Genomic DNA, 23,550 nt, shown 5'->3' with positions numbered 1-23,550 from the left:
CGATTTCGGACTCGTGACGACCCTACTCGAGCCCGGCGACAGGTTCCGCGCGATGAGTCCGGCCGCCGATCCCGGTCAGTATCCGTGAACCTCTTGCCGACACGAAGGAGAACGACATGTTCGAACATGTCTTTGCAGTGATCGCGGTACGCGATATCGATTCGGCCGCCACCTGGTATCGCCGCCTGTTCGATCGGCCCGCAGACAACAACCCGATGCCGAGTTTGGTGGAGTGGCAGGCGCCCCCGCAGCGTGGGTGCAGGTGACGGTCGATCCCGAGCGAGCAGGGTCGTCGCAGTTCAACGTAGCCGTCGACGATCTCGACTCGTTCGTCGCTTCGGCGCGTGCACGAGGGGTCGAGTTCGGCGACATCGTCGACGCGAACAAAGGCGTTCGACTGAGCACCGTTGTCGATCCCGACGGCAATGCCATCACCGCGATCGGTGGCTTTCGCGAACGCTATTGATCGATGCGGTTGTCGTTATCGGGTCGGGTGTAACGACAAACAGCGTGACTGCGACATGGTGAACGGAAATGCGACCGACCGGTTCCGACTGAATCGAGTGGTTGCTTCCGGTCTCGCGGCACATCGTTTCCGCGGTATCGACACCATTCGCGACCCGAGGACGACCCATGACCAGCGCCTACCCACCACCCTTCCAGCGCCCCGCGCCCGAGCCCGAGACTCCACGCCGCCCCCTGTTCGGGAAGGTGTTCGCTTGGGTTGCAATCGTTTTCGGCGTGATCTTCTTGATCGGCGCGCTCGTGTCGTTCGAGTTCGGTGCGCTGCTCGTGGGCGCACTGATGGTCGGAGCGGGCGTCGCATATCTCTACTTGTCGCCCAGTCGCGGTCGTCGAGGGTGGGCCGTACCGGCCATCGCAGTGCTCCCCGCCCTGATCGTCATGGGACTGACCACCACTACCGAACCCGAGACCCCCGCCGTCGCTCCGGTCGCGGCCGTGCCGGCCTTGCCGACCGTCACGACGACGTCCGCGCCGCCGTCGACCACCACCCCGACGCCGACCACGACGACCACCGTGGCCCCGACGACCGAAGCAGTAGCCGCCATCATCGAGGTGCCGACGACGTCGGAGTACATTCCACTGCCCGATCCCGAGCCCGTGTACATCCCCGAGCCGGCCTACACACCGGAGCCGGTCTACACCGCTCCCGCGCCGCTGGTCGCGGTGCCTCCCGTCGTCTCCTACGCCAATTGCGATGCGGTCCGCGCGGCGGGCGCGGCCCCGATCTACGCGGGCGAGCCGGGCTACAGCTCGAAACTCGACCGCGACAAGGATGGGATCGGTTGCGACACCTGATCGCTGTCAACCCACCAATCGCCGCGTCAACTCGGCGGTCGAGTGGGAGTACGCGACCAGCATGACCAGTTCGACCGATGGCCTCGCAGCTTTCACGGCCACCACCTGCTGAGTCACTGCGTCGTGCATCGGCCATCCGAAGGATCCACCGGATATCAACGGAAATGCGATGGACTTCAGATTCATCGACGCAGCGAGGGCCAGACTTCGGCCGTAGCACGAGCGCAGCAACTCCGATCTGTCCTCGTGCTGGGAGTATCGCGGACCGACGGTGTGGATGACACAGTCGGCTCGCAATCTGCCGGCAGTGGTCGCGACGGCTGCGCCGACGTCGAGGCCGTGCGGCAGGGTGGTGGCCCGCAGCGCCTTGCATTCCGCGAGGATCGTCGGCCCACCGGCGCGGTGGATAGCACCGTCGACCCCACCGCCGCCGAGCAGACGTGCGTTGGCGGCGTTGACGATCGCGCCGGCCGCCACGTCCGTGATGTCGCCCTGAACGACGTCGATGATGGTCATGAAAGTTCCTTCACTGCAGTGATGTTCGAGGTGATTCGGTCCAGATCGTCGGCGCGGAAACCGGGGTAACCGTGGACGATGTCGCGCCAGCCGCGCGGCACGGCCGAGGCTCCCCAGCGCGCTCCGAGGAGTCCTCCCGCAATGGCCGCCGTGGTGTCGGTGTCACCGCCTGCACGAACGCACAGTTCGAGAGCGGCCGACAGGGGCCGTTCTTCGCCGGCGCTGCGATGGATTGCCCACCATGCCGTCTGCAGCGCGTGCACCACCCAACCGTTGTTCGAGAAGTCGGCAGGCTCCCCCACCTGTGCCTGATGAATCAGCGGCCGCCAGTAGTCCCGCACCTCGCGCGCAGCCTCGTCGAGGAACTCGGTGACGCCGTCGTACGTACCGTGTAGAACTGCGTATCGGATTGCGTGACTCCACAATTGACACGCCTCACCGGCCCTCGGGTCGGAATGCGTCAGGGCACTGATCCGCGCCGCGGCAGCTAGACAGCCCGCCGCATCGTCGAGGTAGGCCAACGCGACGGGCGCGGTACGCATGAGCGATCCGTTGCCGCCGGTTCTCCCCGGCAACGACGCGGCCGCTGCCGTCATGTCTGCGCCAGCACGTGTGGTCTGCGAGAGCACGGCGCGGGTTTGATTTCCTACGTCGGGCGGGTTCTGCGCGAACCATGCGCGAAAGTTCTCGGCAATGTCGTCGACGTCCCCGCCTGCTTCCAGTGCACGCGCGACGCAGAGTGCCATCGAGGTGTCGTCGGTCCATTCTCCCGGAGCCCAGTCGAACGAACCGCCGCCGATCATGTCGATCTCGGTCTCCGGAGAGGGATATCCGAACTCGTAACCCGCGCCCAATGCGTCTCCTACTGCGGTTCCGAGCAGAACGCCTCTCGCTCGATCGTGCTGAATGTCGCTCAACTGCATGCCTACCCCTTAGCTCGATGTTGATCTAACCTTAGATCAGATTCACGTTAAGATGCAACACATGACCTGGCAAGACCGAGACGGCAAAGCTCTGACCGACTACCCCCGCCCGTCCGTGGCGGTCGATGTCGCAGTACTGACCGTCCGCGAACGTCGATTGCACGCGGTCGTCGTGCCGACCGAACGAGGACACGCTCTACCCGGGACATTCCTGCGACCCGAGGAGAATCTCGCCGACGCTGCAGACCGAGCACTGCGGACCAAGTCCGGCATCGTCGATCTCACATTTCACCAACTGAGAATGTTCGACGCTCCGCATCGGGACGACCGTGGATGGGTTCTGTCGATGGCGCACAGCGCTGCGGTCTCGAACCGATCACTTTCTGCAACAAACGAATTCGTGCTGATCGACCGGGGACGACCGGCATCACCGCTCGCCTTCGACCATGGTGAGATGGTGACCGAGGCGGTTCTCGACCTCCGTGAACGCTACGCACGCGAGGTGGATCCCGCGCTGCTGATCGACGAGGAATTCACACTTCTCGAACTACGCGAGCTCTACGAGATCGTGTTCGATCGATCGCTGCCGAAAGACACGTTTCGACGCCATGTACTGGGCTCCCTCGAGGGGACGGGCACCACGTCGGCCGCGGGCGGCGGCCGGCCGGCCGAGCTGTATCGCCGACTTCCGAGCCCGACTCTTCCGCCGTCGGCGGGCGCGTTCCTGCTCGACTGAGGCATCGACCGACGAAACCGGACATCCCAGCAGATAAGCTGCCACTCATGGGATCGAAGCGGCCTGCCAACCGCGGACAGAAACGTGCAGAAAAGACCAAGGCCCGGCAACGGCGTCATCAGCAATCCCGACCGGCTCCGTCCGGCTCCGACACCGAACGGATCGCCGATCTGATCGACGGGTTCGTGGAGTGGCTGGACGAGAGCGAGATGTCGGAACAGTCGGAGGCGATCTCACGGCTCGTCTCGTCGACGCTGACCCAGCTCTCCGGAGCCCGGAACGGCTTCTCCCCCAGCGCCTGGCTGCCGGCCGATGCGCACTTGCTGGTGGACGCCGCGGAACGCATCCTCCAGGAGGAGTCCGATACGGCCGAGGACACCGCAGTCAATCTTGTGCTCACATCTCTGCAATACCTGACCTTCCTCGACGAAACCGACCTCTGGGACGGCACGCCCGAGGACTACGCGCACTGCATGGAAGACCTCTCGGACTTCCTCGAAGGCGACGAGCCCGACATGCTCGACGCCGACGACATCGACCTTCCCGACGTGTCTCTCGCACAGGAGCTGGCGGCCATCTCGGCGCTGCCACTGTTGCCGGCACTGGACGACATAGTCGCGCGGGTCGCCGATGGGCTGGCAGTGTCGGACGATGCTCATCTGCAGCGCGCAGCCGGTTCGGCTCCGTTCGATCCCACCGAGGTGGGGGCGGGTGTCGCTACGGTCGATTACTGGTCGACGGCCATCGCGACCGAATTGATTCGCATCGACGGTGACGCCGCCAGGCCGGGCGACAATGCGCATTCACTGGCCGGCCGCGGCGCGGAGACTGTGCACGAACTGGTTGCCGAGCATGTGCGGGTGCAGCTGTCGGGCGATGCCGACGACCCCGACGTGTCTCGGTCACTGGCCAACACCTTTGCGGTGCAGACGTTGCTCGCCGCCATGACCGAAGAGCTACCGGTCAACAACGAGGGCGAGGACTACGCCGATCTGGAAGGCGAGGATCTGCGCACGGCCCAGTTGATCGATCACCGTGTTCGATCGCTGATCGAACAGGGCATTCTCGTCAGGATCGAAGAAGTGCTGGCCGTTCCGCACGCCCTACGTCCGGCGGTGTTGGACGGCGTGGCCGAGGCACAGCCCTTCGGTGCGCTCGACGACGATTCTCTCGACGACCCACTGGTGCAATCGCCCGAGGATTCGGCATCGTCGTGATCGCCCCCGCGATCGCCGAGATCGTGTCGGTGGTCGCCGCTAGCGTGATCGAGTCCGCGTTACGTCAGCGCGATCTGGGTAAGGAGCCGACATGAGCGATTCACTCGAGTTCGACTTCGACGTCGATGCCGCTTGGATGCAGTTCCAGCGCACGCTCGGCGACTACGTCAACGCCATGCGCGACGGCGATGCGTTGGTGATCGAATCGCGATACGACACCACCGACGGTGTCCCCGACACCGCCGCCTGCGTGCAGTTCTATGCCTGGGATCTCGATATGGTCCGCTGCGAGATACCGGCGAACGAACACCTGCACAGCAGCCGAGCCATCACCGGCGACCAGCGAGATGCGTTGAGTGCATTGGGATTTCACATTTCGCGCAACGACGAGCCGACGGCGCCACACGTGGATCGCAATCGTTCGTGGTCCGATGATCTGGCGAAGAAGACCGTCGCGGTGTTCCGTGACATCTGGGGCCTGCCACACCCGTCGTTTCTGAGCTCACGCGCCACCGGGCGCTACGACGTACCGAGTTTCGACATCGCCATCACCGAGCCCGACGTCTCCGTAGTACCGCTGTGCGTTCAGCCCAAGGGGAAGGAACATCTGCAGCAGCTCGTCGATCGCGCTCTCGAGCCGTGGTTCGGCTTCCCACCGGATCATGACCCCGACGGTGACATTCCGCTGCGGTTCGTGGGTGGCACCGCGTACGTGTCGGTCAAACCCACCGAACCGGTGGTCGAGATCAATTCGACGCTGGTCCATGCGGTGTCCGGCCGCACTCGCGCGGCGGAATTGTTGGTCGACCTGAACCTGCAACTGCCGGATGTGATGCTGCACCTGGTTCAGGACTGCATCGTCGCTCAGGTGCGAGTGAGCGGGTCGCCCTTCGTCGCCGATCACCTGCTGTGGGCGGTGCGCATGCTCAGTCACGTGTGGGAGCAGGTCGACGACAAGTTCGCCGAGGATTTCGGAGGCGTGCTCGGGGAGCCGACGCCGCCCACGGTCGACGCGGACGATTTTCCCGACGGTCTACTCGAATTGGTCGATCTGCTCGCCCGGTCCGACGAGGAACCGCTCGATCTGCATGCCGTTCTGGAGTGTTGCTCGTCGGATCGCGATGTCGTCGTGTCGTACCTGCGGATCAGCGCCGAACAAGAGGCGTCGTGGCGTGGGATGGCGGTTGCCGCGGATCTGGGCGACGAACACTGCGACGTGGACGAGGCAGATCGAGAAGCGGCCAACTGGAGCCGGGCAGTCTCTGCCCTCCGCGATGTGCTGCGCAGCACTCCCGAGCAGGTCACGCCGGTGGTAGATCCTTCGGCGATCCAGCTACAGCTGTTCGAGACCGATGAAGTGGCCGAGGTGTCCGAAGAGCGTTCGGACGACCAGTAGACAACTGCTGATCAGAGTCTTTCCAACACGCTTCCCTTTTGTGTTAACTCGGGTTACATTAACCCTAATGTTCGCACTTCGTTTGGAGAAGCCATGACACTGACGACAAGCAATACGTCCGTTTCGGTCGACGCCGACGCTGCGGACGAGCAGCAGTACGTCGAGACGCTCACGTTGCTGTCCGAGGGCTCGGTGCACAAGCACTTCGACCCCTACGTGGACATCGACTGGGAGTCCGAGAAGTTCGCAGTTCCCGCGAACGATCCTCGATGGGTGCTGCCGGCCAAAACCGATCCGATCGGCGGCCACGCCTGGTACCGAGCGCTTCCGCTGGACAGGCAGATCGAGATCGGCATGTGGCGTCAGGCCAATGTCGCGAAGGTCGGTCTGCAATTCGAGAACATCCTGATCCGCGGCATGATGCAGTACGTCTTTTCGCTGCCCAACGGCTCCGCTGAGGCGCGCTACTGCACCCACGAGTCGATCGAAGAGTGCAATCACACCCTGATGTTCCAGGAGATGGTCAACCGCGTCGGTTCCGATGCCCCCGGCATGAGTCGGCCGATGAAGATGCTGTCTCCCTTCATCCCGCTGTTCGCCACACTGCTGCCGGAACTGTTCTTCGTCGGCGTTCTCGCAGGCGAAGAGCCCATCGACCACATTCAGAAGTCGGTCCTGCGGTCCGGTGAAGACATCCACCCGATCATGCAGAGCGTCATGGCCATCCACGTTGCCGAGGAAGCGCGACACATCTCGTTCGCACACCAACTGCTTCGTCGTCGAGTCCCCAAGATGTCCAAGGCCGGACGGTTCTTGCTTTCACTCGCCTTCCCGATCACGATGCGCATCCTGTGCGACGTCATCGTCATTCCGCCGAAAAAGTTCTGGACGAAATTCGATATCCCGAAGCAGGTGAAGAAGGACCTGTTCTGGGGTACCCCGGAATCGCAGCACGCACTGCAGGACTACTTCGGCGACGTCCGCATGCTGGCCACCGACACCGGCATGATGAATCGTGCCGCTCGCCTGATGTGGAAGATGTGCGGAATCGACGGCAAGGCCTCGCGTTTCCGTAGCGAGCCCGATCGCAGCTCGAGCCAGTTCGCCGCATAGCCCCTCGCCGCTCAGCCATTCTTGCCACTGCCGTCAGGAACCCCTCATGCCCCACGTCGTCACCCAGTCATGTTGCAGCGACGCGTCGTGCGTCTACGCGTGCCCCGTCAACTGCATTCATCCCACCCCCGACGAGCCTGACTTCCTGACGGCAGAGATGCTGCACATCGACCCGCAATCGTGTGTCGACTGCGGCGCATGTGTCTCGGCCTGCCCGGTCGACGCCATCGTGCCGCAAGCAAAACTGACCGAGGCTCAACTGCCGTTCCTGACGATCAATGCGGACTTCTACAAGCAGGAGCGCCCGCCTCGGCCGATCTTGGCACCGGTCACGCCGGCAGCATCGGTCTCGCGCGATCGTCAACCCCTTCGAGTCGCGATCGTCGGATCCGGACCGTCGGCGATGTACGCGGCGGACGAGCTGCTCACGCAACCGGGTGTGACAGTCGATGTCTACGACAAACTCCCGCTGCCACACGGCCTCGCTCGCCTCGGCGTCGCACCCGACCATCAGAAGACACGTCAGGTGTCACGCCTGTTCGAGACCATCTCTGCGCAGGAGGGATTCACCTTCCACCTCGGCGTCGAGGTCGGCAAGGACATCACCCACGACGAGTTGATGGACACCCACCACGCCGTGATCTACGCAGTCGGGGCATCGTCGGACCGGGAACTCCGCATTCCCGGTGCCGAATTGCCGGGCCGCAGTTCGGCAACCGACTTCGTCGCCTGGTACAACGGCCACCCCGATCACGCACACCGCACGTTCGATCTTTCACACGAGCGCGCCGTCATCATCGGGAACGGCAACGTGGCACTGGACGTCGCCCGCGTCCTGACCATGGATCCGGAATCGCTCGCCCAGACCGACATCGCACCCCACGCCCTGGACGCCCTGCGCCACAGCTCTATTCGTGAGGTAGTCGTCGTCGGCCGCCGAGGCGTTGCCCAGTCTGCATTCACCGTTCCCGAGTTCGCCGGATTGCTCACCGTCTCCGATATCGATCTGGCAATCGACCGCAGCGAACTCGCACTCGACCCGGTGACGGTCCGCCTCGCCGCTACCGAAGACCTACCTCACGCTGTGGCGCAGAAGCTTCAACTTCTTCGCCACGTCGACGAAACCCCCGAGCACAGCGACGGCCGGAAGCGAATCACGCTGCGATACCTGCTCTCCCCCACCCGCATCCTCGGCACCGATCGAGTGACGGGCATCGAGTTCGAGCGGATGGGTCTGACCGCTGACGGTGACGACGTGGTGCGCAGCACTCCGACCGGTGAAGTCGACACCCTCGACGCCGGACTGGTCCTCACATCCATCGGCTACCGCGGAGTTGCGTTGCCCGGGGTTCCCTTCGACGATCTCGGCGGCATCATTCCCAACACCGGCGGTCGCGTGCTGGAGGAAACAGGCGGGCAGACGTCGGTCGGCAGCTACGTCACCGGTTGGATCAAACGCGGCCCCTCGGGATTCATCGGCACCAACAAATCCTGCGCCCAGGAAACCGTCGGACATCTGGTCGACGACTTCAACGCAGGTCGTCTCACCGATCCGATCGAGTTGCCCAGCACCTGGCCCGCCGAATCGAGTCGTGGGCCACTTCAGCGCTCGCGAGAGATGCTGTCGACGCTGCGCCGGTCCTGACTACCAGCCCTTTGTGTCCGGCGGTATCACGCCCGCTGACTGGATCAATGCGCCCGCCAGTCACTCCAACTGCAACAGAGCCACATTCATCCAGGTGACGAAGGCCGCAGAACCGGGGAAGGCGGCGCGAGGTTGAACCGTCTACCATCGGGGTAGTTTCACGCATCGGCCACCGAACAGCGGCGGGCCTACACCTCGAGGAGACCGAGATGCCGGGCCTACGACGCAACGTCCTCAGAGCCGCTGTCCCAATTGTCGGCATTGCATTGGCCTTGACCTGCGCCGCACCGGCACAGGCTCTGCCCACACCCGCTGACTTCGCCGACGTGCCATCCCGAACCTCGATCTCGTACGAACACGTGCCGACGGGCACGTACGTCGGCAGTGCCGAGGACAATTCCGCACGTCCCGGGCTGTCGACGGTCAAGCTCTACATGGCCGACTACGTCGTTCGCTTCGGAGACGGTTCGCCGCGAGATCGCGACCTGGCCGCACGCATGGTCCAGGTCAGTGACGACGGTGCCGCCTCGGTCCTCGACAACAAATATCCCCAGGCCATCGACGCGACTGCGGCGGAGTTCGGGCTCACCTCCACCTCGCGTGGCGGATTCTGGGGCAGTTCGTACACCAGTACAGCCGACACCGTCCGATTCCTGGCGGCAAAGAAACGCACCGATCCGGCCAGCCCGGTACTGGCCTGGATGACCACGGCGGCACCTGTGGCACGCGACGGAATGGTTCAGGACTGGGGCACCGAGCAGTTGCCCGGCGTGATCGGGACCAAATGGGGATGGGCCGACGACCGATCGAGTGTGGTCGCATCGGCGTCGATCGGCGATGATTTCGTCATTGCATCCAATACATACGGATCGACCCGGTCCAATACCGACGACGTGTTGACAACGCTCGGAGGCGTCGAGTTGACGGCGCCGCCCGCCGCCGCTCCTGTTCCGAACCTTCCCGTGATTCCCGGCCTGCCGTCGGTCGAAGAACTGTTGCAGATGCTCGCTCCTCGCTGACATGTTCGAATAACTTGTCGGACCCCTCCCCTACTCTGCGATTCACCGAAAAGTTCGGCGACCACACCGGGGGACGTGGAGGGGACGACGATGAGTCGTATCGATTTGAACAGTTTTTTCAAGTATTCACGCACAAACAATGTGCGAGACGGTGCTGATCCGAACGAATTGCTCGACAGCGGAATCGGTTTCGCCCAATTGGGGTCGTCGGCGAAGGACATGACCCAGTTGATCGCGGAACGCCTGTCCGCTGCGGACGAAACCAACGGAGCTTGTTCGGTGCACGATCGCGCAGCGAAAATACTCGACGATGCTCTCGACACGGCATTCGAGAACGGCTGGCAGCCCACCGAACTGGTACACGTGACGCGTCAGAGCGCCGGAGGCGACGGCGCGGTGGTCATGATCGAGGCTATCGGCGCTCACGCGGCGCGAAGTTCCGCCGACAGCATTGCTCCGGAATCCTGGCGAGATCAGTTGTCCGAGCTGAACGTCGACTCCGCAGGCGGCACCTCTGCCGACCGTCTTCGGCGGTGGCGTTCGTACAACCGGCGATCGTCGACGCAGTCGTGGTACACCCTGTTGCTCGTACTCGGCTGCGCGACATGGTTGTTACCCCTCGAGACACTGCTGCCCCCTCCGGCTGAATGGACCTTACGCACCACGCCTTCCGGTCCCCGGCGGGTGGCGGACTCGAAGATGCTCGGCAGGATACGAGGGCTCTTGGCGAAGGCCGAGTCGACACAATTCCCCGCTGAAGCCGAGGCATTGTCGGCCAAGGCCCAGGACCTGATGACGCGACATGCGATCGACAGCGCACTTCTCGATGCAGGAAACCCTGGCAGCATGGTCGACGACGTAATCAGTCGCCGCATCATGGTGAGCAATCCGTACTCGAAGGCCAAACTTCTTCTGCTGCACAGTGTGTGCAAGGCCAACGGTGCCAGAACGGTATGGAAGAAGAAGTATCTCTTGGCCACCGTGATCGGTCTGCCCGTCGATCTCGATCTCTGCGAGCTTCTGTACACCTCGTTACTGGTCCAATCGGCACGCGCACTCGACGAAGTCGGCGAGTCGCCGACCTCGCGGACTCGCAGCTTTCGTCACGCATTCTTGATCGCCTATGCCCACCGAATCGGCGAACGACTGCACGACGCACGCTCGCGAGCTACTGCAGCGGCGACGCAACAACACGGATCGGCTCTGGTGCCGATCATGGCGAAGCGATCCGACGCCGTGGACCGCGCGTACGCTGCCCGGTACCCATCGACGAAAACGATCACGTTCGGCAGCGACAACGCTCAGGGGTGGCTTGCAGGCCGGGCCGCCGCCGAACGCGCCGACCTTACCGGTGGGCGCGAACGTATCGACAAATCCGATCTGGCCTCGTAGTGCGCGCTACATTGGCTGACATGACCGGTCTGGATACTCCACTGACGCCACTTCGCTTCCTCGAACGCGCTGCGGAGGTTCATCCCCACAAGACCGCCGTGGAGGATGGTCCGCGATCCATCACCTACGAACAATTCGCCGCCGCTGTCACCCGGCTCGCGCATGCACTGCGCGCGTCGGGGGTCGGCCACGGCGATCGGGTGGCCTACATGGCGTCGAACTCGGCGGAGCTGCTGTTCGCGCACTACGCGGTGCCGCTGGCCGGTGCCGTTCTGGTCGCGATCAACACCAGGCTCTCACCGGACGAAGTTCGCTACATCTGCGATCACTCCGGTTCCGTTCTGTTGGTGGGTGATTCGGCATTACTGTCCGGCCTCGGAACAGATCCCATCGCAGATTCGGTCACCGAGATCGTAGAGACTCCCTCGGTGGACGGCGCGTACGAGAAGCTGCCGCACACCACTCGATACGACGCATTCCTCGAACGGGGCACGGACGAACCGATGGAGTGGGAGGTCGACGACGAGACGTCGACCATCACGATCAACTACACCTCGGGCACCACCGGTCGACCCAAGGGCGTGATGTACACCCACCGCGGTGCCTACCTCAATTCCCTGGGAGAACTGCACCATCAGGGATTCGGCGTCGACACCCGCTATTTATGGACACTGCCGATGTTTCACTGCAACGGGTGGTGCACCACGTGGGCGGTCACGGCCGCATCCGGCACACACGTATGCCTTCGCGGAGTGCGCGGCGACGCCATCTGGTCGGCAATAGACAACGGCGTCGATCACCTTGCCGGCGCGCCGACCGTGTTGACTACTCTCGCCACTGCTGCAGAGGCACATTCGCTCGATCGACCGCTGACCATCGTCACAGCGGGAGCTCCTCCGAGCCCCACGATCATCGCCAAGATTCGAGCATTGGGAGCAACGCTCGTACACGTCTACGGCCTCACCGAAACCTACGGTCCCTATTCGGTGTGCGAGGCAAAGCAGGAGTGGCTCGAACTGGACGCCGACGAACAGGCTCGTCGTTTGGCCAGACAGGGAGTCGGCATGCTCACTGCAGACCGTCTGCGCGTGGTACGCGACAAGCCCGGTCCCGGTGGAGTGTTGATCGACGTCGAACCCGACGGCGGCGAGATGGGCGAGATCGTCATGCGCGGCAACAACGTCATGAAGGGGTATTACAACGACACCGCCGGAACGACACAGGCTTTCGCGGGCGGCTGGTTCCATTCCGGTGACCTCGGGGTGATGCATCCCGACGGCTACGTTCAGCTACTCGATCGCGCCAAGGACGTCGTCATTTCCGGCGGCGAGAACATCTCGACCATCGAGGTGGAGCAGGCGCTGGCGAGCCATCCTGCCGTCGCCGATGTTGCGGTCATCGGGGTGCCCGACGACAAGTGGGGAGAGCGACCGAAGGCGTTCGTGGTGCTGGTGCCCGGCGCGGACGCCTCGGAAGCCGAGCTCGTAGCGCACGTGAAATCGGCCATCGCGTCGTACAAAGCCCCTCGCAACGTCGAATTCATCGTCGAGCTGCCGAAGACATCGACCGGCAAGATCAGGAAGAAGGAGCTGCGCGACGCCGAGTGGGGTACGTCCGCGTCCAAGATCAACGGCTAGCCCACTCTGGTCATGCCATCTGGACACCGGCGATCTCGGTGACGCCGCCCTTACCGTCGAACGACAACTGCCTGAACGCGACTTTTTCGACGAAGAACCGGTCGTGGCTCACCAGGATCACCGCGCCGGGAAAGGCCATCAGCGCGCGTTCGAGCACCTGGGTGCTCTGCAAGTCGAGGTGGTTGGTGGGCTCGTCGAGCACGATGACGCCTGCGCCGAACAAAAGGCACTGCGCCAATGCAACTCGTGCCTTTTGCCCTCCGGACAGCACGCCGATCTTCGACTTGAGATCCATCTCGGAGAACTGCAACAACGTGAGAAAGCGGTGGACTTCCTTCTTCGTCGCCGTCAGAGCGAGACTGCCCGGCATCGCGTTCACCGAATGCGACACCGTGTCGTCGAGATCGAGATCGGCCAGCACCTGGTTGTAGTAGATGAACGACGGCGCTTTGGTCTTCCATTTGATCTTGCCGCTGTCCGGTTGCTCGGCACCGACGAGAATGTCGACGAGAGTCGTCTTTCCACATCCATTGGGTCCAGTGATGGCGATGCGGTCACCACGGTGCACGGTGAAGGAGATGTTCTCGAAGAGTCGTTGCTCGCCATAGCTTTTGGCGAGCCCGTTGATCTCCGCCAGGTTGTCGTGCACATGCAGACCGCCGTAGATCGCGGTGACCACCGTGTCGACCGGTCGTGGACTCTTGCTCTTCTTGATGTTCGCCAATCGACGTTTGAGCACCCCGCTGGGGTTCTTCACTGCTTCCTTGCGATCACTGATCGCTTCTTGCTCGTAGGCCAGTAGCTGTTGTTCGTTGCTGAACTCGCGTTCGAGGTTCTTGAGTCGAAACTGCTTCTGCTGAACGTATTCCGAGTAGCTACCATCGTACGTCTGCAGGTGGTGGTTCTCGATCTCGACGATGCTGGTCACCACCTGCTCGAGGAACGCGCGGTCGTGCGAGACAACGAGAAGCGCACCGCGGAAATCTCGTAGCCAACGTTCGAGCCACGCGATTCCGGCAACATCGAGGAAGTTCGTCGGTTCGTCGAGGAGCAAGACGTCCGGGGCCTCGATCAGGATCTTGGCCAACGCTGCGCGGTTGCGCCAACCACCGGACAGTCGATCGACGGGGAGCTCACGTCGTTCGGCGTTGAATCCGAGCATCGACAGCACCGTGTCGATCTGCTGGTGGTAGGTCCAACCGCCGCTGTTCTCCATGGCGTCGAGCAGTTCGGCTTGGCGGTCGACGAGCTTGTACATCTGCTTCTCGTCGAGATCGCCGCCCAATGCGGCCTCGACCTCGGCCAATTCGGTCTCGATGTCGTGGACGGCGCCGAACAGCGATTCGAGCTCCGCTTGAATGCTGCGATCGCCATCCAGCTCGGAGAACTGCGAGAAGTAACCGATTCGTGCGCCCTCGGTGACGTCGACGGTTCCGGAATCGGGTGTCTCACGCCCGAGAAGAAGCTGCAGCAGGGTGGTCTTGCCCGTTCCGTTGCGGCCGATCAGTCCGATGCGATCACCGTCGGCGAGACGAAAGAACACCTCGCGCAGCATCACCTTCTGGTCGTATCCCTTGGCAACGTCGTTCAAGCGGATCCAGCTCAAGCGTTCACTTCTCCTGAAACACGGGTCCGCTGAGTCGTCGAACCGGGCTCGCTCACTCTAGCCGCGCGCAGCACCGTCCGATTTGCTGCTCAGGTCGACTCCCACAACCACAGGTAGTAATCGAGTCGTTCACGGTCGAGGTCGACGCCGTACGCGTCCAAGAATGCATCACAGTAACTCCGGCCGTAGTTGTACTCGGTGCTCCAGATTGCCGGTGCCAGGTCTGCCCAACGATCGGCGACGCCCATGCTGCCCATGTCGACGTGTGCTGCCCAGGATCCGTCGTCGGCGATCAGGGTGTTCGGCATGCAGGCGTCGCCGTGGCACACCACGAGTCGATCGACCGACGGCGATTGCACCGGTAACTCGCGATCGCCGATACGAGAGACCACCGACCAATCGAACGGGCACTGCTCGACGGGAAGCGCATCGTGGAAGGCGCGAAGGCCGGTCGCCGCCGCACGGACCGCGGTGGCCGGGTCCCCCATCCAGCGATCGGCCACGGCGCTCTCCCACGGCAGAGCCTCTGTCACCATCCAGGAGCCCGTGGCGTCCGAACCGGTGTCGATGACCTTCGGAACCGGGCTGTATCGAATCACCCACGCCAGACGGCGCCGCTCGTTTTCCAGGTCCACCGAGCTCTCGGCCGGTGTCCACTTGATGTACCGTGCCTCGCCGAGGCGGAATGTCATACCGCCCAACACATTCGACCACACGGGTTCGATTCCGTCGTACCCTGCCAACTCTCTCACCACGGCCGGGACGGCGACATCGCCGTCGGGCACGCTCATGTGCCGGTGATGGTCGCGAGCGAATCGACGGGCGGGGACACGACGACGGGATCACGTCCGGACCACAGATCGAGAACTGCTTTGGGGCGAGCCAACAACTCTCGCGCGTAGTTCCGCACCACAGCCAGCGTATTGCAGTCGATGCAATCGGCGGTCACGCCGTCGACCTCCAGGTCCATGTCCTCGCACAGCGCCACGGCGCGCGAGACGTGGAGGGGCTGGCTGATGATCAGGCCACGTTCGACGCCGAAGGTCTCCTTTGCCCGAGCGCACGTGTCGTATGTATCGATGCCGTGATCGTCGCCGATGATCACGGCGGGGTCGATGCCGTGCTCGATCAGGTAGTCGGTCATGGCCTGAATCTCGTTGCCGGAGTTACCGTCTGCGTCGCCCGAGACCAGAATCGCCTTGATCTTTCCCGCCGCCATCAACTGGATGGCGGTGTCGAGTCGCCCGGCGAGAAACCGCATCGGTTTGCCGTCGCGCACCTGCGCGCCGAGAACGATCGCCACGGGCGCATCCGGTGCATCGTCCACGTCGTGGACCTTGCCCGCCGTCGCATAGGCAACCCAACCGGCCGACGCCAGAACGACCGCTACCAGTGCTGCAACGAGGGCAGACGCCGTTTGCAGGAGTCGCCGGACCAGTCCTCGGGGTTTTGCTTTCGTACTCATGATCTCGTTTCGTCGGCGGCGGAGAACTCAACGTAGCCGATGAAAACGGCGCATCATCGGCACCGCGGCGCACCCACATCGATTCCACAGTGAACCCTCAGAAGAACCCTGCCCCGCCGCCCCGGATGTACGACGAGTACCGTCTTATCAGTGAATCCGCTGCTGACCTCTCGACGCTACGTCGACTTGCGTCTGCAGGCCAGCGCTACCTGTTGACGGTCCTCCAGACCTCAACCTTTCCGTCGGGCATGTCGGCCCGATGAGCATTCTGTCGCACACCTGATGTCGGCACCTCTTCGTTTTCGAAAGGCATAACCATGTCTGCGCCCAGCGCTACCCGTACGCGCCGTGTCCCTACCTGGGCAACCGCGTTCGGTCCACAAATCGTCGCCGGTCTCATCCTGGGTGTCGTGTTCGGGTTGATCGCCCGATCGATGCCCGACGCGGCCGACGGCAACGAGAACTGGTTGGTCGGCACGCTGTCGACCATCGGTTCGAGCTACGTCAAGCTCCTCACCGTCGCGGTGATCCCGCTGGTGTTCACCGCAATCGTCAGTTCGATCGCCAATCTGCGCGAGGTCACGAATGCTGCCCGTCTGGCGATTCAGACGCTGTGGTGGTTCGCCATCACGGCGTTCATCGCCGTCATCATCGGGATCGTGATCGGCTTGGTCGCCCAGCCCGGCTCGCGAACCAGCGCGGGAGCCGACTCGGCGGGAGATCCGTCGAGTGTCGGGTCGTGGTGGTCGTTCCTCACAGGATTGGTACCGAACAACTTCCTCGCCCTCGGTGCGAAGACCACGGTCACCGACGGTGCTGCGACCACATCGCTGAGCTTCAACATCCTGCAGCTGCTGGTCATTGCCGCAGCCATCGGAATTGCTGCGCTGAAAGTCGGCAAGAAGGCGGAGCCCTTCCTCGCGTTCAACGCCTCGTTGCTGGCCATCGTGCAGAAGGTGCTGTGGTGGATCATCCGTCTGGCACCGATCGGCACTGCTGCTCTGATCGGTAACGCCGTGGCCACCTATGGCTGGGACGCGATCGGTTCGCTGGGCGTGTTCACCGTGTCGATCTACATCGGCCTGGCTGTGGTCTTCTTTGTGGTGTACCCGTTGATCGTTCGCGCCCATGGCCTTTCGGTGCGCAACTTCTACTCGGGAGTGTGGCCGGCGACGCAGCTCGGCTTCGTGTCACGCTCGTCGATCGGAACCCTGCCGCTCACCGAGCGTGTGACCGAACGCAACCTCGGCGTGCCGCGTGAGTACGCATCGTTCGCGGTGCCGCTCGGGGCGACGACCAAAATGGATGGTTGCGCGGCAATCTATCCCGCAATCGCAGCTCTGTTCGTCGCGCAGTTCTACGGCATCGACCTCACCATCACCGACTACCTGCTGATCATCGTGGTATCCGTCATCGGTTCGGCGGCAACAGCAGGCACGACAGGCGCGACGGTGATGCTCACCCTCACGCTGTCGACACTCGGGTTGCCTCTCGCCGGTGTCGGTCTGCTGCTCGCGGTGGAGCCGATCGTCGACATGGGCCGCACCGCGGTCAACGTGACCGGCCAAGCGCTGGTGCCGACCATCGTGGCCAAGCGCGAGGGAATCCTCGACCTGGAGCGCTACAACGCTCCGCGAAACGGCGATCCCTTCGTCGACGAGGAAAACGAAGTGGAACTGGCCCGCTAGCAGCACGTTTCGAACGATCGATCCCGACGACCGAGCAACTGGGTCGTCGGGATTTTTCGTCTATCGCGGTGGCGACAGCGCTTCGACTGTTGCCGCAGTATCGGCATCCGTAGCCTCGACACTCGTGAAGTACTGTTGAAAAAACTCCCGCATCGTCTTGATGATCTCGATCTGCTGCTTGATCGCGAAGCGAGCGGAGCCTTGTTCGCCGACTGCAAGCCGATGGAATTTGGCACCGAGCATCTGGGCTGACGGCAAGTCGCCGAACGATTCGGGCGACGACAGGCCGACGGTCATCTCGAACATTTTGTCCAGTTTTTCAAGGTAGTCAGAACACGCCTTGTCGCAGGCCACCGCAACATCAGCCTCGATGTGGAGTTCGCCGACATCGGCCTGATCGCGCAACGATCGCCAATAGGTAAGGTTGTCGGCCAGACCTAGCGTCTTGTCGGTCACTGGGGCGTGCCCTTCACTTCGGCAAGTAGGACTGAAGGTCCTCGGCATGCTTGTTGACTTCGGCGCAGGGGTCACCCAACAAGTCTTTCGACCCAATTTTGTGAAGGATGAAGATCAAGAGGTTGCCGCCTGCTTCGAGCGCAATCCTGCACCCCTCCGGCGGATCACCGTCCTCGGAGAGGTTGTACTGAACCGCAGCGCGGGGGCCTATGTGGACTGGAACCTGATTTACATTCTGCGGACTGCGCAAGAATTGGCCGAGCGAGTTGATCGATGACTGGGCGATGAAGAAGTACCACGGCGTTTCGGTCGGCCCATCCCACGCACAGTTCTTCCAACCGGGGTACGTCGTAATGCCCGCGAAATCCGGCCTCTCCGTGCTCACGTCCAGCCCACTTGCTGTCACCGCAGGTTTGGGGATAGTGCACGGATCGAATGGCTCTTTCGGTCCCGAAGCCACCGTCGTCGGTTCAGTCGACGAGTCCCCGCTCGCGACAGCGCTCCCTTGCGTCGAGGCGGCGCACCCCGTCAGCAACAGCGCCGAAGCGCAGGCTGCCGCAAGCAGATGCCTACCCGTTGACCGCATACGTTCGCCCTCTCGCCACCGACGTCACTGAACAGATAGACGCGACAGGAGCCCGATCGGTTCCCTAGACGGGCTGCGAGGCCCTGATCTCCTGCGACTCGACAGAAGCGAGACTCCTACGTTCGGCTGCCCACACCCAAAGCGCGAGCGAGATCAACGCGATCACTTCGGCGACGACGAGCACACGCTCCACGTATCCGAGGGTGACCACCCGATACCAAGGTCGCGAGCCGGTGGCACCGACCGCGAGTGCGTACACGATGGGCAGCAGCGTCACGACCGACAGCATGCTCAGGCCCAGAGTGATTCGCGCGCGGGCTGCCCACACGCCGTCGCGAATCCAGGGCCGAGAAAACGCAAAGACCGCAACAGGAACGCTGACAAACGCCACAGCGGCACCGAGCCGGTGGATCGACCCGCCGAGGCTCAGTGACGCGTTGTTCGACCAATCCTGTTTCGGCACAGCGACGACGGCCACGAGCCCTACTGTCCACAGCGTCAAACAGATCGACCCGGCCGATGCGGGCCGAGTGAGGCGATACCGAAGCGCGGACGCAAGAATGAGTGCTGAGCCGAACGCGAGCAGGACGACCCCGATCGAGAACACCCACTGCTGCGCGCCGAGTCCGTATTCACTGATCGTGCGACGCAGATGCGATGGCGTCTGCCACGCGGTGTGAATATCGAGAACCACAACTATGAGCGCGCCCAGCAGTATCGACATGGTCCCGAGCATGGCCGGTCGCAATATCACAATGATCCCTTCGATCCTCGATCTTCCGCTGCGCTGAATCTGTGAGACTGCGAAACGCCGCTCACTCGAGAGTACGGACGAGAGCCGAGGGCAGCCGATCCGCAGAGGCCCCCCGCGCTATTGCTCGGCCGGGGTTGTTTCCGTCGAGTACACCCGAACCTGAGAAATCGCCATATCCAGCGCCACACGCATAGGGCGGACGTCTCGGGCCGTTTTGGCGAGTAGATATCCACCCTGCAGTGCGGCCAACAAACCGGTCGCCAATGCGTGCGAGTCGGCGCGCGCAGTCAGCTGGTCGCGCGCCTTCAACTCGTCGATTGCGTCGATCAAAAGCTGCAGCCAGGCATCGAAGTGGGCAGCAATGGCTTTGCGTGTGTCTCCGTCGTGATCGGCGATCTCGTTGGCCAGCGCGCCGAGTGGGCACCCGAAGGCACCGTTTCGGATGGCATTACGCTCGACCAGCTCGTCACGCCACAGTTCGAGTCCGCGAAACGACTCGATCCTGTTGAGACGACGCCGCTGCTGCGACAGCACCGCGTCGGCGCGTACCTCGATGACCGCTGACACGAGGTCACTCTTCTCGGCGAAGTGCTGGTACAACTGAGACTTCGAGGTGCCACTCGCAGCACGGACGTCGGACAGAGTCGTCGAGACGACACCGCGCTCGTACATCAACTGGTCGGCCGCCTCTACGATCCGCGCTTTCGTCGCGGCACCGCGAGCAGTCACGCGGCGCGGGCGGGAGCCGCTAACGCTGTCGGTCATGTCGCCAGGTTAGTGGCATCGGCATCACGGTCGGTGCCTCCGGGTGGGCCGGCCCGAAACATGCCCGTGCCCACCCAAAAGACTCACTCCGCTTCCGCGCCCGACGAGCTCCGGCCGGGCAGCACCCAGCCTGCGCGGGGGAAATGGCAGGTGTACCCGTCCGGATACTTCCTCAGGTAGTCCTGATGCTCAGGCTCCGCCTCCCAGAACGGGCCGACCGTTTCGATCGCGGTGACCGCTTGACCGGGCCACAGACCCGACGCGTCGACATCGGCGACAGTGTCGCGAGCGATGGCCTTCTGCTCCGGTGTGACCGGGAAAATCGCAGAACGGTAGCTGGTTCCGCGGTCGCCCCTCTGCCGGTTGAGCGTCGTGGGATCGTGGATCTGAAAGAACAGCGCCAGAAGTTCGCGGTACGTGGTCTGCGAGGGATCGAACACGACCTCGATGGCCTCGGCGTGCCCCGGGTGGTTGCGATAGGTCGGACGCACGTTGTCTCCGCCGGTATATCCAACGCGGGTTGCGAGAACGCCGGGCCGGCGCCGGATGAGGTCTTGCATACCCCAGAAGCACCCTCCGGCCAAGATGGCCGTCTCCGCTCCCGAGATGCGCGTGATGTCCCCGGCGTTACCGATCTCGGTTGTCATGAGGTGGCTCCCTTCTCGGAATGCTGAACGGTGTCGAACAACGCTGCGAATTGGCCGTACCCCTCCTCCACGAGCGCCGCTACGGGTACGAAGCGCAGTGCGGCCGAGTTCATGCAGTACCTCGTGCCGTCGGGCGCGGGTCCGTCGTGGAACACGTGCCCGAGGTGACTGTCGGCTCCAGTCGAACGCACCTCGATGCGAACCGTTCCAAGAGTCCGGTCGGTCTCGGTCGCGACGGCATCGGCGTCGATGGGGGCCGTGAAGCTCGGCCATCCAGTGCCGCTGTCGAACTTTCGGGTGGACGAGAACAGCGGTTGACCAGAGACGACATCGACATAGATTCCCGGTTCGTGAGTGTCCCAGTACTCGTTGCGGAATGCTGGCTCGGTGCCGTCCTGCTGGGTGACTCGATGCTGGATCTCCGTCAACCGATTGAGCGACTCGGGGGTCTTGCGGTACTCATTGGTCGTCACGTGGACTCCTCCTCTTACCTGACGCGGCGGCCGCGCCATCGAATACAAGAACGGACTCCATGGTCCAAATATTCCTGGCCGATGGGTTATTATAGCTACTCCTGTTCGATTCACTCATAACACTTTGGTCTTATAGGTCCAACTCTCAACCCTTCTGGAACCGTTGTGCTGGATGCCGCGGTACGGTTCCCGTTCGCGCAAACCGCGGCAGTGAAGGCCCTATGGAAGGTTCAGTCGTGGGAATTGTCAACAGCGGTTTCGGAGAACGGCGACAGTCCATCGACACTCGACTGCCTCCCGGGCAGACCCTCGCCCACGACTGGCCGGTGCTCTCGGTCGGACCGACGCCCGTGGTGGACGAGAACCGATGGAATTTCACCATCAGGACCGAGGACGAGGTCGCGCACCGGTGGAACTGGAGTGAGCTTCTCGAAGTCGGTGTCGAGGACATCGTCACCGATATTCACTGCGTCACTCACTGGTCCAAGCTGGACATGACTTGGCGTGGAGTGTCTCTGGACCGTCTGTTCGACGGTGTCGAGACCAGTTGCGACTTTGTCATGGTCAGTAGCGCCGGTGGTTACACCACCAATCTCCCTCTCGAAGATCTCCTCGATGGCCAAGCCTGGATAGCCACCGAGGCGGAAGGCGAACCCCTCACCCCGGAGCATGGGGGTCCCGCCCGACTGCTCGTGCCCCACCTCTACTTCTGGAAAAGCGCGAAGTGGGTTCTCGGTATGGAGATGATGGTTGCGGACGACCCCGGCTTCTGGGAACAGAATGGCTATCACCTGCGCGGCGACCCATGGCGGGAGGAGCGCTACTCGTGACAACCCCGAGCAGAGCGGTTCCTACATTCGCTCATCGCCCTCGCGATTGCTTCCAGGCTCGTCCGAAGAATGCGCGGCCCGATCTCGCCCCCACTGCTCGAGAACGGTGTTGACGGCAAGGCTGATCGAGTGCAGGTCTGCCTCGGTGTTCTGTGAAATCACGAAAGTCTCGATATCCCGTGCACGGTCACGATCGGACTCACGTCGCTGAGAGAGCAGAATCAACGGCCCCTGCAATGCCGCAGTGATCGCGAGGACTGTTCCGAGGTAGTCGAGCATTGCTGACGACCGTGGATCGAACAGTGGCGAAATTGCATTGATCACGAACCACGCGAGAATAGCCAGCAACATGATCAGCAAAAATGGCCAGGATCCAGCAACGCCGGCCACCCACGCTGCCGCCTTGTCGCCTGGACTGGACCGCGCCTCTCTGAACATACTGAGTCGATGCCCACAGTGCGGACACGCGAACATCTCGCGGCCCTCCACATCGCCTGAGCGCCTGGCTATCTCGTCGGGTCCGTGGCCATGAGACGGGCCGGAACCCGCAGTGTCGTGTGTTTCCGGCGACCGCCCTCGATGTTCCTCTGGCCGGAGATCACTCATCGTTCGAGCCGTCCGCGGGTACTATCGCCCGCAGTGTCACGTTCTTGTGCGATCTGCTTGCGAAATTCTGCGTCCTCCCGCTTCACTTCTACTGCACCGCAGAGGATCTCGTCGATTTCGGTACCGGGAATGACCACCGCACCCGACCCGTCGGCGAAGACGTAGTCGCCCGGCATGATGCCGACGCCGTGGAGGACTACGGGCACGTTCGAGTGGCGGGGAGTGATCAGAGCACCACCGGCCTCCACTGCCTCACCTGCGCAGTACGCCGCGAAATCGTACGAACGAAGCTCCGCGAAGTCTCGGAGTCTTCCGTCGGTCAGCACTCCGGCGAGCCCATAGTGATGCACGCGACCGAGTTTCGTTCCACCCCCGACGGACACGTCCGGGTAACCGTTGGCACCGAGCACCAGCACCTTTCCACCGGGCTCATCGCCGACGGCCTCACGGAACAACGATCGAAAATTCGACACGGTGACGCCCGAACGTGCTGCGCAACTGGGGAAATACGCGATCGTCGCGGCCGGACCGAAAAGAATCCGGCCGGGAGTGGGACTTTTCAAGCCGAGAATGTGGGCACGGTGACGATGGCGACGACCCAAAGCATCCACCAGATCGGCGCAGCCGAGCTGCTGCGCCTGGGCGCACCGCATACCGGCAGTCGAGGTGGGGGCCGAATACGGGTTCTGGGACACAATGCATCACAGTGCCACCAATTTTACTGGACTGTCAAGTCCAATTATATAACCCGAGCTGGATC

At 62.9% G+C, this 23,550-nt stretch carries 26 protein-coding genes; 13 read left to right on the top strand and 13 right to left on the bottom strand.

Going from position 1 to position 23,550, the window contains the following annotated elements; all coding sequences use genetic code 11:
- The first annotated feature begins 116 nt into the window (after positions 1-116).
- From O4220_RS27855 to O4220_RS21380, 3 genes are all read left to right on the top strand, one after another.
- A complete protein-coding gene (locus O4220_RS27855) occupies positions 117-266 on the top strand; it encodes a hypothetical protein (protein WP_332112865.1) in 150 nt (49 codons plus the stop codon).
- Entirely contained in the window at positions 263-466 is a 204-nt protein-coding gene (locus O4220_RS27850; protein WP_332112864.1) for a hypothetical protein, read from the top strand. The genes O4220_RS27855 and O4220_RS27850 overlap by 4 nt, the downstream gene beginning before the upstream one ends.
- 167 nt (positions 467-633) lie before the next feature.
- Positions 634-1,320: an excalibur calcium-binding domain-containing protein gene (locus O4220_RS21380; protein ID WP_269607497.1), complete on the top strand. Its 687-nt coding sequence runs from the start codon at positions 634-636 to the stop codon at positions 1,318-1,320.
- A 6-nt stretch (positions 1,321-1,326) separates the two neighbouring features.
- Here the strand turns inward: O4220_RS21380 and O4220_RS21375 are convergent, their stop codons facing one another.
- Together O4220_RS21375 and O4220_RS21370 are read right to left on the bottom strand one after the other, a co-directional pair.
- Positions 1,327-1,836: an O-acetyl-ADP-ribose deacetylase gene (locus O4220_RS21375; protein WP_269607495.1), complete on the bottom strand. Its 510-nt coding sequence runs from the start codon at positions 1,834-1,836 to the stop codon at positions 1,327-1,329.
- Positions 1,833-2,759, bottom strand: a complete 927-nt coding sequence (locus tag O4220_RS21370; RefSeq protein WP_269607494.1) for an ADP-ribosylglycohydrolase family protein — start codon at positions 2,757-2,759, stop codon at positions 1,833-1,835. Before O4220_RS21370 ends, O4220_RS21375 begins: the two co-directional genes overlap by 4 nt.
- Positions 2,760-2,820: 61 nt before the next feature.
- Here O4220_RS21370 and O4220_RS21365 point away from each other — a divergent pair, with 61 nt between their 5' ends.
- From O4220_RS21365 to O4220_RS21330, 8 genes are all read left to right on the top strand, one after another.
- On the top strand, positions 2,821-3,495 hold the full coding sequence (locus O4220_RS21365; protein WP_269607493.1) for an NUDIX hydrolase: 675 nt from the start codon (positions 2,821-2,823) through the stop codon (positions 3,493-3,495).
- A 47-nt stretch (positions 3,496-3,542) separates the two neighbouring features.
- On the top strand, positions 3,543-4,712 hold the full coding sequence (locus tag O4220_RS21360; RefSeq protein WP_269607492.1) for a hypothetical protein: 1,170 nt from the start codon (positions 3,543-3,545) through the stop codon (positions 4,710-4,712).
- Positions 4,713-4,803: 91 nt separating this feature from the next.
- On the top strand, positions 4,804-6,108 hold the full coding sequence (locus O4220_RS21355) for a T3SS (YopN, CesT) and YbjN peptide-binding chaperone 1 (protein ID WP_269607491.1): 1,305 nt from the start codon (positions 4,804-4,806) through the stop codon (positions 6,106-6,108).
- A gap of 93 nt (positions 6,109-6,201) precedes the next feature.
- A complete protein-coding gene (locus tag O4220_RS21350; RefSeq protein ID WP_269607490.1) occupies positions 6,202-7,221 on the top strand; it encodes an AurF N-oxygenase family protein in 1,020 nt (339 codons plus the stop codon).
- 46 nt (positions 7,222-7,267) lie between these two features.
- Positions 7,268-8,866 carry an FAD-dependent oxidoreductase gene (locus tag O4220_RS21345; protein ID WP_269607488.1) on the top strand — a complete coding sequence of 533 codons (1,599 nt, stop codon included), beginning with the start codon at positions 7,268-7,270 and terminating at the stop codon, positions 8,864-8,866.
- A gap of 209 nt (positions 8,867-9,075) precedes the next feature.
- Entirely contained in the window at positions 9,076-9,885 is an 810-nt protein-coding gene (locus O4220_RS21340; RefSeq protein ID WP_269607487.1) for a hypothetical protein, read from the top strand.
- 90 nt (positions 9,886-9,975) lie between these two features.
- Positions 9,976-11,277, top strand: coding sequence for a DUF2786 domain-containing protein (locus O4220_RS21335; RefSeq protein WP_269607486.1), 1,302 nt, complete (start codon positions 9,976-9,978; stop codon positions 11,275-11,277).
- 20 nt (positions 11,278-11,297) lie between these two features.
- Positions 11,298-12,914: an AMP-binding protein gene (locus O4220_RS21330; protein ID WP_269607485.1), complete on the top strand. Its 1,617-nt coding sequence runs from the start codon at positions 11,298-11,300 to the stop codon at positions 12,912-12,914.
- A 10-nt stretch (positions 12,915-12,924) separates the two neighbouring features.
- On the opposite strand, the gene O4220_RS21325 is transcribed toward O4220_RS21330, so the two are convergent.
- The 3 genes from O4220_RS21325 to O4220_RS21315 form a co-directional block, all read right to left on the bottom strand.
- Positions 12,925-14,520 (bottom strand): ABC-F family ATP-binding cassette domain-containing protein, encoded by a 1,596-nt coding sequence (locus tag O4220_RS21325; RefSeq protein WP_269607484.1) that lies wholly within the window; start codon positions 14,518-14,520, stop codon positions 12,925-12,927.
- A gap of 89 nt (positions 14,521-14,609) precedes the next feature.
- On the bottom strand, positions 14,610-15,311 hold the full coding sequence (locus tag O4220_RS21320) for an aminoglycoside 3'-phosphotransferase (RefSeq protein WP_269607483.1): 702 nt from the start codon (positions 15,309-15,311) through the stop codon (positions 14,610-14,612).
- The gene (locus O4220_RS21315; RefSeq protein WP_269607481.1) at positions 15,308-15,985 is read right to left on the bottom strand and encodes a SanA/YdcF family protein; all 678 of its coding nucleotides are present in this window, start codon (positions 15,983-15,985) and stop codon (positions 15,308-15,310) included. The genes O4220_RS21320 and O4220_RS21315 overlap by 4 nt, the downstream gene beginning before the upstream one ends.
- Before the next feature lie 317 nt (positions 15,986-16,302).
- Here O4220_RS21315 and O4220_RS21310 point away from each other — a divergent pair, with 317 nt between their 5' ends.
- Positions 16,303-17,673, top strand: coding sequence for a dicarboxylate/amino acid:cation symporter (locus O4220_RS21310; protein ID WP_269607480.1), 1,371 nt, complete (start codon positions 16,303-16,305; stop codon positions 17,671-17,673).
- Between the two features lie 60 nt (positions 17,674-17,733).
- Here the strand turns inward: O4220_RS21310 and O4220_RS21305 are convergent, their stop codons facing one another.
- The 6 genes from O4220_RS21305 to msrB form a co-directional block, all read right to left on the bottom strand.
- On the bottom strand, positions 17,734-18,129 hold the full coding sequence (locus O4220_RS21305) for a hypothetical protein (protein WP_269607479.1): 396 nt from the start codon (positions 18,127-18,129) through the stop codon (positions 17,734-17,736).
- A 13-nt stretch (positions 18,130-18,142) separates the two neighbouring features.
- Entirely contained in the window at positions 18,143-18,715 is a 573-nt protein-coding gene (locus O4220_RS27950) for a DUF3558 domain-containing protein (RefSeq protein WP_420030441.1), read from the bottom strand.
- Positions 18,716-18,779: 64 nt separating this feature from the next.
- Positions 18,780-19,439, bottom strand: a complete 660-nt coding sequence (locus tag O4220_RS21295; RefSeq protein WP_269607476.1) for a DUF998 domain-containing protein — start codon at positions 19,437-19,439, stop codon at positions 18,780-18,782.
- Positions 19,440-19,586: 147 nt separating this feature from the next.
- Positions 19,587-20,234: a TetR/AcrR family transcriptional regulator gene (locus O4220_RS21290; protein WP_269607475.1), complete on the bottom strand. Its 648-nt coding sequence runs from the start codon at positions 20,232-20,234 to the stop codon at positions 19,587-19,589.
- An 83-nt stretch (positions 20,235-20,317) separates the two neighbouring features.
- Positions 20,318-20,881, bottom strand: a complete 564-nt coding sequence (msrA, locus tag O4220_RS21285) for a peptide-methionine (S)-S-oxide reductase MsrA (protein WP_269607474.1) — start codon at positions 20,879-20,881, stop codon at positions 20,318-20,320.
- Entirely contained in the window at positions 20,878-21,393 is a 516-nt protein-coding gene (msrB, locus tag O4220_RS21280; protein WP_420030443.1) for a peptide-methionine (R)-S-oxide reductase MsrB, read from the bottom strand. The genes msrA and msrB overlap by 4 nt, the downstream gene beginning before the upstream one ends.
- Before the next feature lie 197 nt (positions 21,394-21,590).
- Here msrB and O4220_RS21275 point away from each other — a divergent pair, with 197 nt between their 5' ends.
- Entirely contained in the window at positions 21,591-22,184 is a 594-nt protein-coding gene (locus O4220_RS21275; RefSeq protein WP_269607472.1) for a molybdopterin-dependent oxidoreductase, read from the top strand.
- A 21-nt stretch (positions 22,185-22,205) separates the two neighbouring features.
- On the opposite strand, the gene O4220_RS21270 is transcribed toward O4220_RS21275, so the two are convergent.
- Both O4220_RS21270 and O4220_RS21265 read right to left on the bottom strand, forming a co-directional pair.
- Positions 22,206-22,622: a DUF1003 domain-containing protein gene (locus O4220_RS21270; RefSeq protein ID WP_269607471.1), complete on the bottom strand. Its 417-nt coding sequence runs from the start codon at positions 22,620-22,622 to the stop codon at positions 22,206-22,208.
- A gap of 164 nt (positions 22,623-22,786) precedes the next feature.
- Positions 22,787-23,485 carry an RraA family protein gene (locus O4220_RS21265; RefSeq protein WP_269607470.1) on the bottom strand — a complete coding sequence of 233 codons (699 nt, stop codon included), beginning with the start codon at positions 23,483-23,485 and terminating at the stop codon, positions 22,787-22,789.
- Positions 23,486-23,550: the final 65 nt, after the last annotated feature.

Origin of the sequence: Rhodococcus ruber, assembly GCF_027270735.1 — a bacterium.
In the GTDB taxonomy this organism is placed as follows: domain Bacteria; phylum Actinomycetota; class Actinomycetes; order Mycobacteriales; family Mycobacteriaceae; genus Rhodococcoides; species Rhodococcoides rubrum_A.
This window is presented reverse-complemented; position numbering and strand designations above follow the sequence as displayed.

Excerpts from the sequence above, each read along its gene's own strand:
- O4220_RS27855 (WP_332112865.1), top strand. The coding sequence starts at position 117 with ATGTTCGAACATGTCTTTGCAGTGATCGCGGTACGCGATATCGATTCG.
- O4220_RS21380 (WP_269607497.1), top strand. The coding sequence starts at position 634 with ATGACCAGCGCCTACCCACCACCCTTCCAGCGCCCCGCGCCCGAGCCC.
- O4220_RS21375 (WP_269607495.1), bottom strand. The coding sequence starts at position 1,836 with ATGACCATCATCGACGTCGTTCAGGGCGACATCACGGACGTGGCGGCC.
- O4220_RS21370 (WP_269607494.1), bottom strand. The coding sequence starts at position 2,759 with ATGCAGTTGAGCGACATTCAGCACGATCGAGCGAGAGGCGTTCTGCTC.
- O4220_RS21365 (WP_269607493.1), top strand. The coding sequence starts at position 2,821 with ATGACCTGGCAAGACCGAGACGGCAAAGCTCTGACCGACTACCCCCGC.
- O4220_RS21360 (WP_269607492.1), top strand. The coding sequence starts at position 3,543 with ATGGGATCGAAGCGGCCTGCCAACCGCGGACAGAAACGTGCAGAAAAG.
- O4220_RS21355 (WP_269607491.1), top strand. The coding sequence starts at position 4,804 with ATGAGCGATTCACTCGAGTTCGACTTCGACGTCGATGCCGCTTGGATG.
- O4220_RS21350 (WP_269607490.1), top strand. The coding sequence starts at position 6,202 with ATGACACTGACGACAAGCAATACGTCCGTTTCGGTCGACGCCGACGCT.
- O4220_RS21345 (WP_269607488.1), top strand. The coding sequence starts at position 7,268 with ATGCCCCACGTCGTCACCCAGTCATGTTGCAGCGACGCGTCGTGCGTC.
- O4220_RS21340 (WP_269607487.1), top strand. The coding sequence starts at position 9,076 with ATGCCGGGCCTACGACGCAACGTCCTCAGAGCCGCTGTCCCAATTGTC.
- O4220_RS21335 (WP_269607486.1), top strand. The coding sequence starts at position 9,976 with ATGAGTCGTATCGATTTGAACAGTTTTTTCAAGTATTCACGCACAAAC.
- O4220_RS21330 (WP_269607485.1), top strand. The coding sequence starts at position 11,298 with ATGACCGGTCTGGATACTCCACTGACGCCACTTCGCTTCCTCGAACGC.
- O4220_RS21320 (WP_269607483.1), bottom strand. The coding sequence starts at position 15,311 with ATGAGCGTGCCCGACGGCGATGTCGCCGTCCCGGCCGTGGTGAGAGAG.
- O4220_RS21315 (WP_269607481.1), bottom strand. The coding sequence starts at position 15,985 with ATGAGTACGAAAGCAAAACCCCGAGGACTGGTCCGGCGACTCCTGCAA.
- O4220_RS21310 (WP_269607480.1), top strand. The coding sequence starts at position 16,303 with ATGTCTGCGCCCAGCGCTACCCGTACGCGCCGTGTCCCTACCTGGGCA.
- O4220_RS27950 (WP_420030441.1), bottom strand. The coding sequence starts at position 18,715 with ATGCGGTCAACGGGTAGGCATCTGCTTGCGGCAGCCTGCGCTTCGGCG.
- O4220_RS21295 (WP_269607476.1), bottom strand. The coding sequence starts at position 19,439 with ATGTCGATACTGCTGGGCGCGCTCATAGTTGTGGTTCTCGATATTCAC.
- O4220_RS21290 (WP_269607475.1), bottom strand. The coding sequence starts at position 20,234 with ATGACCGACAGCGTTAGCGGCTCCCGCCCGCGCCGCGTGACTGCTCGC.
- msrA (WP_269607474.1), bottom strand. The coding sequence starts at position 20,881 with ATGACAACCGAGATCGGTAACGCCGGGGACATCACGCGCATCTCGGGA.
- msrB (WP_420030443.1), bottom strand. The coding sequence starts at position 21,393 with ATGGCGCGGCCGCCGCGTCAGGTAAGAGGAGGAGTCCACGTGACGACC.
- O4220_RS21270 (WP_269607471.1), bottom strand. The coding sequence starts at position 22,622 with ATGTTCAGAGAGGCGCGGTCCAGTCCAGGCGACAAGGCGGCAGCGTGG.